This window comes from Salinimicrobium gaetbulicola (assembly GCF_042676025.1).
GTDB classification, from domain to species: Bacteria; Bacteroidota; Bacteroidia; order Flavobacteriales; family Flavobacteriaceae; genus Salinimicrobium; species Salinimicrobium gaetbulicola.
The window spans coordinates 976,214-983,119 of the sequence record NZ_JBHTJP010000032.1 but is presented as its reverse complement, the minus strand read 5'-3'; the positions used below and the strand labels follow the sequence as shown (position 1 = coordinate 983,119).

The window sequence follows — 6,906 nt, the reverse complement described above, 5'->3', positions numbered from 1 at the left end:
TTCTTCTTACAACTGAGATCCTTATAACTTGAATAAAAACCTACCCTCTCCGCCACCCTTTAGGGCCGGGGAAAAGCGGAGAGACGCCAACCCACAATTCGCGATCTGTCACCGTCACCTGGAACAGGTAACTCAAGCCACTTCGACTGATCGCCTTTGGCGGCTCAGTGTGACATTCTTCTCACAACTGAGATCCCTATAATTTAAATAAAAACCTATCCTATCCGCCACCCTTTAGGCCGGGGAAAAGCGGAGAGATGCCAACCCACAATTCGCGATCTGTCACCGTCACCTGGAACAGGTAACTCAAGCCACTTCGACTGATCGCCTTTGGCGGCTCAGTGTGACATTCTTCTCACAACTGAGATACCTATAACTTGAATAAAAACCTATCCTCTCCGCCACCCTTTAGGGCCGGGGAAAAGCGGAGAGACGCCAACCCACAATTCGCGACCTGTCACCGTCAACCTGAACTTATTTCAGGGTCTTCTTAAAAATTTCAATTATATAAATATAACCGCAAAGCACTTTGACTACCTGCGGACAGGCTCAGTGTGACATTTAGAAGTGGGTAGTGGGTAGAGGACAGAGAACCGACAACTAACAACTGAGAACCGCCAATTGACATCTACTCATCATCGAAATCCTGCTCCATATTTAGTTGCAGGCTGTCATAAACTGCTTCAATACTTTTTCTGTCCTCCGTCAATACAATCAGGGTGTCGTCTTCTTCGATCTGAGTGGCGCCATTGGGGGTTAGGAATTTTCCATTTCGGGAGATCATAGCGATGATCGCCTTCCGGGGAAAATGCAGATCTACGATCCTTTTTCCGACGGAGAAATTATCTGAAGGAATAGTGATCTCTCTTATAAGGGACTTGGTTCCTTCCGCTAAAAAGGCATCCACGGGAGAGATTTTTTTCACCTTTTTAGGAAGGGCCACGTGCAGAAACTTCGCGACTTTTGAAAGGGTGGTTCCCTGTACCAAAACAGAGGTAAGGGAAACAAAAAATACGATATTGAAGATCATGTGTGCCTTTTCGATCCCGGCCAGGAGCGGATAGGTGGCAAACACGATAGGGACCGCGCCTCTTAAACCTACCCAGGAGATATACCACCTGCGACGGGTCTTCATTTTAAAAGGGCTGAGACTTAAGAATACCGCCAGCGGTCGCGCTATGAAGATCTGGAATACGGATACTAAGATCCCCAGTCCAAGGATCGGGACGATATCGCTTGGGAACACCAATAAACCTAAGGTAAGGAAAAGTACTATTTGCATGAGCCAGGCAAGACCGTCAAAAAAGCGCATGATGGTCCTTTTGTGGATCAAATCCTGGTTTCCTAAGTATACCGCGCTTAAATAAACCGCTAAAAAGCCATTTCCGCCTAAAAAGTCGGTTGCTGAAAAGGTCACGAACATAAGGGCGATACCTAAAACTGGGTATAGTCCCTCGAAGTCTAAAGTGATCCTGTTGATCGCCATTTTACTGAGCTTTCCGAAGGTGAACCCGAGTAAAGCTCCAATGAGGATCTGTTGAAGAAATAACGGGATTATGCTAAGTAAACTTTGATCCTGATTCACCACCAGTCCCAGGAACGCGATGGTGAGGAAATAGGCCATCGGGTCATTACTACCACTTTCCAGCTCTAATGTAGGTCGTAAATTGGCTTTTAAAGCCATGTTCTTCGATCTTAAAATGGAGAATACGGCGGCAGCATCTGTAGATGAAACGATAGACCCTAAGAGCAAGCCTTCATAAATGGTAAAATCTGTGATCGCCCAAACGAAGGTCCCAACACTTAAGGCGGTAAGCAGGACTCCAAGGGTGGAAAGTGAAATTCCGTGCCATAAGACCGGTTTTATACTCTTCCAGTTGGTATCCAGTCCTCCCGAAAACAGGATGAAATTCAGGGAAACGATCCCTACGAATTGCGCCAGTCGCGGATCGTCAAAATGGATGCCGCCCAGGCCTTCAGAGCCGGCAAGCATTCCTACGGAAAGGAACAAAATAAGCGTAGGGACGCCGAATTTATACGACGTCTTTCCTGCCAGAATGCTGATGAGCAGTAGCAGTGATCCTATCAGTAAAATGTTTTCTGTAGTTATGTTCATAATCGGAAACCCCTTATTCTTACTGATCGGAAAGGTAAAACTTTATCTGCTTTTAGTGGGCCTCTTCTTTTAAGAGTTGTGGGAATTTCCTTTTGAACTTGTTGATCCTGGGAATAGAAACGTTTCGAATGTATGGATCGTTCGGGTGGCTTTTCTCGTAATCCTGGTGGTAATCTTCTGCTTTCCAGAACATTTGAAAAGGCCTTACTTCCACCGCTATCGGTTTTTTGTAGTTTTCGCTGAGCTCTTCGATTTTTTTCTGAATGATCTGCTTTTGCTCTTCATTCTGATAAAATATGATCGATCGATACTGTGAGCCCATATCAGGTCCCTGGCCATTCTTTTGAGTGGGATCCATAGAGCCGAAATATACATCTACCAAAGTTTGGAAACTTACTGTTTTGGGGTCATAAATTACCTCTACGGCCTCAGCATGTCCTGTCTTACCGGTATTGCTTTCCTCGTACGTTGGATTTTTAGTATGCCCTCCGGAATAGCCTGAAACCGCTTCGTTCACACCTTTCACACTTTCGTATACGGCTTCTACACACCAGAAACATCCGCTGGCAAAATAAGCTCTTTCCAGGCCTTCTTGCGCGGGAACTTCTACAGGGTCGACGTTGGCTAGTTCCGCCTGTTTTGTATCAGCTTCAGAATTATTTTTGCAGCCCGTACTAAGACTGAGTATTATCGAAAGGGTGAGAGCTAATTTCATACTATTCTCTTTTGTATTTGCCTTCAAGAGTTTTCTTTCCGTAAATGGCATAATCGGTTATTACCTGTCCGTTGGTGGAAAAACCTATCCAGTTAATATCGGCACTGCCATCTGGTTGAAAGGCGATCTTTGCGATGGGCGACTGGGTGTCGAAATCTTTCCAGGGGAGTGGTCTGTCTGTATTTTCTTCCCGTGAGACTCCTACTAAATAGAGGTCTGCGGAATTTTCTCCGGTTTTCTGGCTCCTCGCGGTAATGTAGATCTTGTCTTTTACGATGCACCATTCGGTGTCCTTTTCAAAAGAGATCTCCACGCAGTTGCAGTTGCAATCGGCTGCCGGTTCGTCCTTCACCATTTTTCGGTATTTGCCGTTAAACGTGGTTGTTACTTTCGGGTCTTCTTTCTCTATCTTCACGCCATCTCTTTCTTCTTCGACTTTCTCCGGAATGGTTTCAGTGGTTTTTTCATTCAGTTCGACTTTTTCGGCAGTATTCTTCTTTTCGTTTTGACACGAAGCAAAAATTAATGCAAACAATAAGATCAGGTATGTTTTCATGATTTGAGTTTTGATCATATAAAGTTAGCGTTTCGTTACTTGTTTTATGTGAAAGAGGTGTTAACGGTTGCCAGTTACCAGTTTCCAGTTGTCAGTTGACAGTTGTCTGTTCTAAGTTTTTTCCTGATTGTCCCACCGAGCCTGCCCGCAGGGAAGAAGGGCCTGTCCAGAGCTTGTCGAAGGGTCGAAGTGTCTTCGGTTGTCGGTTCTCTGTTCCCGGTCTCCGGTTTCTGTTGTTATCCCGACAAAGGTGCAAGGTGACTAGGGAACTTTTTGAATATCGGTTTTCAGATCTTTCCGGTTTGTCACACTGAGCCTGACCGAAGGGAAGATAAGCCGAAGTGTCTTTGGTCATCCGGTTCTTCCCGCTTGTCCCCTTGAGCGGAGTCGAGAGGTCCTTATGAAAAACCATCGGCCATAAAAAAACCCCTCACAAATGTGAAGGGTTTCTTTGATTTTATAAAGTGAGAAAGCTTAGAAGCTTGCAAACAACTGTTGCATTTTTTCTCTTTCTTCCTGTGCCAGTTCCTCATCTACAAGGATACGACCACTGTGCTCATCTGTAATGATCTTTCTGCGACCTGCGATCTCCATCTGAATTTGTGGAGGAATAGTGAAGAAAGATCCACCTGAAGCACCTCTTTCGATTGGCACAACTGCAAGACCGTTCTTAACGCTGGTGCGAATTCTCTTGTAAGCATTTACAAGACGCTCTTCGATCTGCTTCTCAAATTCCTGAGACTTTTCTAAAAGAGCTTTTTCCTCTTTTTCAGTTTCAGCAAGGATCTCATTTAATTCACCTTTTTTGTGCTTTAAATGCTTCTCTCTTTCTTCAAGACGTTCTTTGGTTTGATCGATCACTTCTTTCTTCTGCTCGATCTGTACCTTGTACTCCTTGATCTGCTTTTCAGCGAGTTCTATTTCCAGTTCCTGGAACTCAACTTCCTTAGAAAGGGCGTTGAACTCACGGTTGTTACGAACATTTTTTTGCTGCTCTGTATATTTCTTGATAGATGCTTTTGCATCTTCAATAAGATTTTTCTTCGTGTTGATATCCTGGTCGATCACCTCTAGATCTGCATCCAGTTTTTCTAAACGGGTATTCAAGCCGGCTACTTCATCTTCTAAATCTTCTACCTCCAGCGGAAGTTCACCTCGTACATTTCTTATCTCATCCACGCGGGAATCTATAAGTTGAAGATCGTACAACGCTCTTAACTTCTCTTCTACAGTAACATCGGTTTTTTTTGCCATAGTTAAAAATACTTGATAGGATTGGTATCTGTGTTTGATAAAACGATTGCAAAATTAGCAAAATTTTTCTTAAGATAAGAACACATAAGGTTTTTTGTAAACTGTTCACTTTCGTAGTGTCCAATGTCTGCCAGCACCAGTTTTTCCTCGGCTTTATAGAAGTCGTGGTATTTCAGGTCGGCGGTAAGGAAAATATCTGCTCCTGCTTTCATGGCTTTTTCGATAGCAAAGCTGCCGCTCCCGCCCAAAACAGCTACTTTATTTATTGGTTTTCCTAATAAAGCCGAATGTCTGATGCAGCCGGGACCAAACCTGTCTTTTACCAATTCCAAAAACTCAACTTCGGCCATTGGTTTTTCCAGTTCTCCAACCATTCCTATTCCAATATGCTGATTTATATTTTCAAGGCTGGTCACCTCATAAGCTACCTCTTCGTAAGGATGACTGTCAAAAAGGGCTTTTAGAATAGCCCCTTCCAAATGCTTCGGAAATGTCACCCCGATCTGGGTTTCCTCTTCCAGGTGCGTTTCCCCTTTTTTGCCCACTACCGGATTCGAGTCTTCATTTCCTTTAAAAGAACCTCTTCCGGTGACATTGAAGCTGCAATTATCATAATTCCCTATAGTTCCGGCGCCGGCAGCGAAAAGCGCTTCGCGCACTGTATCAGCTTCAGAATTAGGAACGAAGGTTAAAAGCTTTTTAATGGTACTTTTCTGCGGAACAAGCACCTTCCTGTTGATGAGGTTCAGTTCTTCGCAAATTCGGTCGTTAACTCCTTTAAAATGGTTGTCAAGAGCTGTGTGTATAGCGTAGATCGCAATGTCGTTCTTAATGGCCTTTAAGACCGCTCTTTCAACATAATTCGATCCGGTAAGACGTTTCAGGCCTGAAAAGATGATAGGGTGGAAGCTTACGATCAAATTACAGTTCTTCTGGATTGCCTCATTCACAACTTCTTCAAGGGCATCAAGCGTAACAAGAACTCCGGTGCATTCGCGATTGCTGTCCCCGGTAAGTAATCCCACGTTGTCAAAATCCTCGGCGTAGTGAAGGGGCGCCAGGCGCTCCAGAGAGGAGGTGATATCTTTAATTAATGGCATGTAAAATTCATTTGTTTCAAAGATAAGAGTTCTTATAGATTTTCCCCACCCTGATTTTTGTCGAGAAATGTTTCTTATTTCCGGTCTAACCAAAAATATACTAATTTCGCTGCTATGTCTGCAGCCCGAAAATTATTATACCCTTTCTCTTTGCTTTACGGAGGTGTTACCGCCCTTCGGAATGAGTTATATGACCGGGGAATATTCAGTTCCAATACTTTTGACCTGCCGGTGATCGCCGTTGGGAATCTCAGTGTGGGTGGCACCGGAAAATCCCCCATGGTGGAATATCTGGTCACTCTTCTGAAAAATAAGAAACAGGTTGCCACTTTGAGCAGGGGATATAAACGCAGTACGAGCGGATTTCATTTGCTCACCGGAAAAGAAGCTGCTGCTGAGGTGGGAGATGAGCCTTTGCAGTTCAAAATGAAGTTTCCCGAGGTATTGGTGGCGGTTGATGAAGACCGAAGCCACGGGATACGAGAACTTCTTAAGCAAAACCCGAAACCGGAAGTAATTATCCTGGACGACGCTTTTCAACATCGAAAAGTGAAAGCCGGATTCTATATTTTATTGACTCCTTTCGAAAATTTGTACAGTGACGATCTTGTGCTTCCGGCCGGAAACCTTCGCGAACCTAAATGGGGAGCTAAGCGGGCAGATGTTATTATTGTAACCAAATGCCCGGAGCGACTTAGTTCTTCCGAAAGAGAAAGAATTGAGAATGATCTTAAGCTGGAAGAGGATCAGGAGTTGTTCTTTAGCAGGATCGCGTACAGTGAAAAGGTATATGGTGGTTCGGAATCATTTTCGGTAGAGGATCTCAAAAACAGAAAATTTACTTTGGTTACCGGCATTGCCAATCCAAAACCGCTAATTGCGTATTTACAAAATAAAGGCTTGAATTTTGAGCACTTGAAATTCCCCGATCATCATAATTTTTCCGTTTCAGAACTAAAGGAACTTCGATCAAGAGAAATGATCCTTACTACCGAGAAGGATTATATGCGGCTCAAAAATGATATTTCCAAGGAGCGTTTATTCTATCTCCCCATCGCTACCGAGTTCCTGGAAAGAAAGGACGTCTTTGGTCAACTTATAAAAGAGTTTAAATAAAAAATGAGACCGTGGAGGGTCTCATTTTTTTATCGGCTAATTCAAACTA

Annotated in this window: 6 protein-coding genes; 1 reads left to right on the top strand and 5 read right to left on the bottom strand. The window is 43.8% G+C overall.

Annotation, left to right across the window (positions count from 1 at the left end; all coding sequences use genetic code 11):
* Positions 1 to 628: 628 nt before the first annotated feature.
* The 5 genes from ACFQ1G_RS06010 to ACFQ1G_RS05990 form a co-directional block, all read right to left on the bottom strand.
* The gene (locus ACFQ1G_RS06010) at positions 629 to 2,116 is read right to left on the bottom strand and encodes a potassium/proton antiporter (protein ID WP_380737573.1); all 1,488 of its coding nucleotides are present in this window, start codon (positions 2,114 to 2,116) and stop codon (positions 629 to 631) included.
* A 52-nt stretch (positions 2,117 to 2,168) separates the two neighbouring features.
* A complete protein-coding gene (gene msrA / locus ACFQ1G_RS06005; protein ID WP_380737571.1) occupies positions 2,169 to 2,831 on the bottom strand; it encodes a peptide-methionine (S)-S-oxide reductase MsrA in 663 nt (220 codons plus the stop codon).
* A 1-nt stretch (position 2,832) separates the two neighbouring features.
* Complete coding sequence (locus ACFQ1G_RS06000; RefSeq protein ID WP_380737569.1) at positions 2,833 to 3,387, bottom strand: hypothetical protein; 555 nt, start codon at positions 3,385 to 3,387, stop codon at positions 2,833 to 2,835.
* 474 nt (positions 3,388 to 3,861) lie between these two features.
* Positions 3,862 to 4,641: a zinc ribbon domain-containing protein gene (locus tag ACFQ1G_RS05995; protein ID WP_380737567.1), complete on the bottom strand. Its 780-nt coding sequence runs from the start codon at positions 4,639 to 4,641 to the stop codon at positions 3,862 to 3,864.
* Between the two features lie 2 nt (positions 4,642 to 4,643).
* The gene (locus ACFQ1G_RS05990) at positions 4,644 to 5,741 is read right to left on the bottom strand and encodes a Nif3-like dinuclear metal center hexameric protein (protein ID WP_380737565.1); all 1,098 of its coding nucleotides are present in this window, start codon (positions 5,739 to 5,741) and stop codon (positions 4,644 to 4,646) included.
* Positions 5,742 to 5,855: 114 nt separating this feature from the next.
* On the opposite strand from ACFQ1G_RS05990, the gene lpxK reads away from it, so the two are divergent.
* Positions 5,856 to 6,857 (top strand): tetraacyldisaccharide 4'-kinase, encoded by a 1,002-nt coding sequence (gene lpxK / locus ACFQ1G_RS05985; RefSeq protein WP_380737562.1) that lies wholly within the window; start codon positions 5,856 to 5,858, stop codon positions 6,855 to 6,857.
* Positions 6,858 to 6,906 lie beyond the last annotated feature (49 nt).

Excerpts from the sequence above, each read along its gene's own strand:
- ACFQ1G_RS06010 (WP_380737573.1), bottom strand. The coding sequence starts at position 2,116 with ATGAACATAACTACAGAAAACATTTTACTGATAGGATCACTGCTACTG.
- msrA (WP_380737571.1), bottom strand. The coding sequence starts at position 2,831 with ATGAAATTAGCTCTCACCCTTTCGATAATACTCAGTCTTAGTACGGGC.
- ACFQ1G_RS06000 (WP_380737569.1), bottom strand. The coding sequence starts at position 3,387 with ATGAAAACATACCTGATCTTATTGTTTGCATTAATTTTTGCTTCGTGT.
- ACFQ1G_RS05995 (WP_380737567.1), bottom strand. The coding sequence starts at position 4,641 with ATGGCAAAAAAAACCGATGTTACTGTAGAAGAGAAGTTAAGAGCGTTG.
- ACFQ1G_RS05990 (WP_380737565.1), bottom strand. The coding sequence starts at position 5,741 with ATGCCATTAATTAAAGATATCACCTCCTCTCTGGAGCGCCTGGCGCCC.
- lpxK (WP_380737562.1), top strand. The coding sequence starts at position 5,856 with ATGTCTGCAGCCCGAAAATTATTATACCCTTTCTCTTTGCTTTACGGA.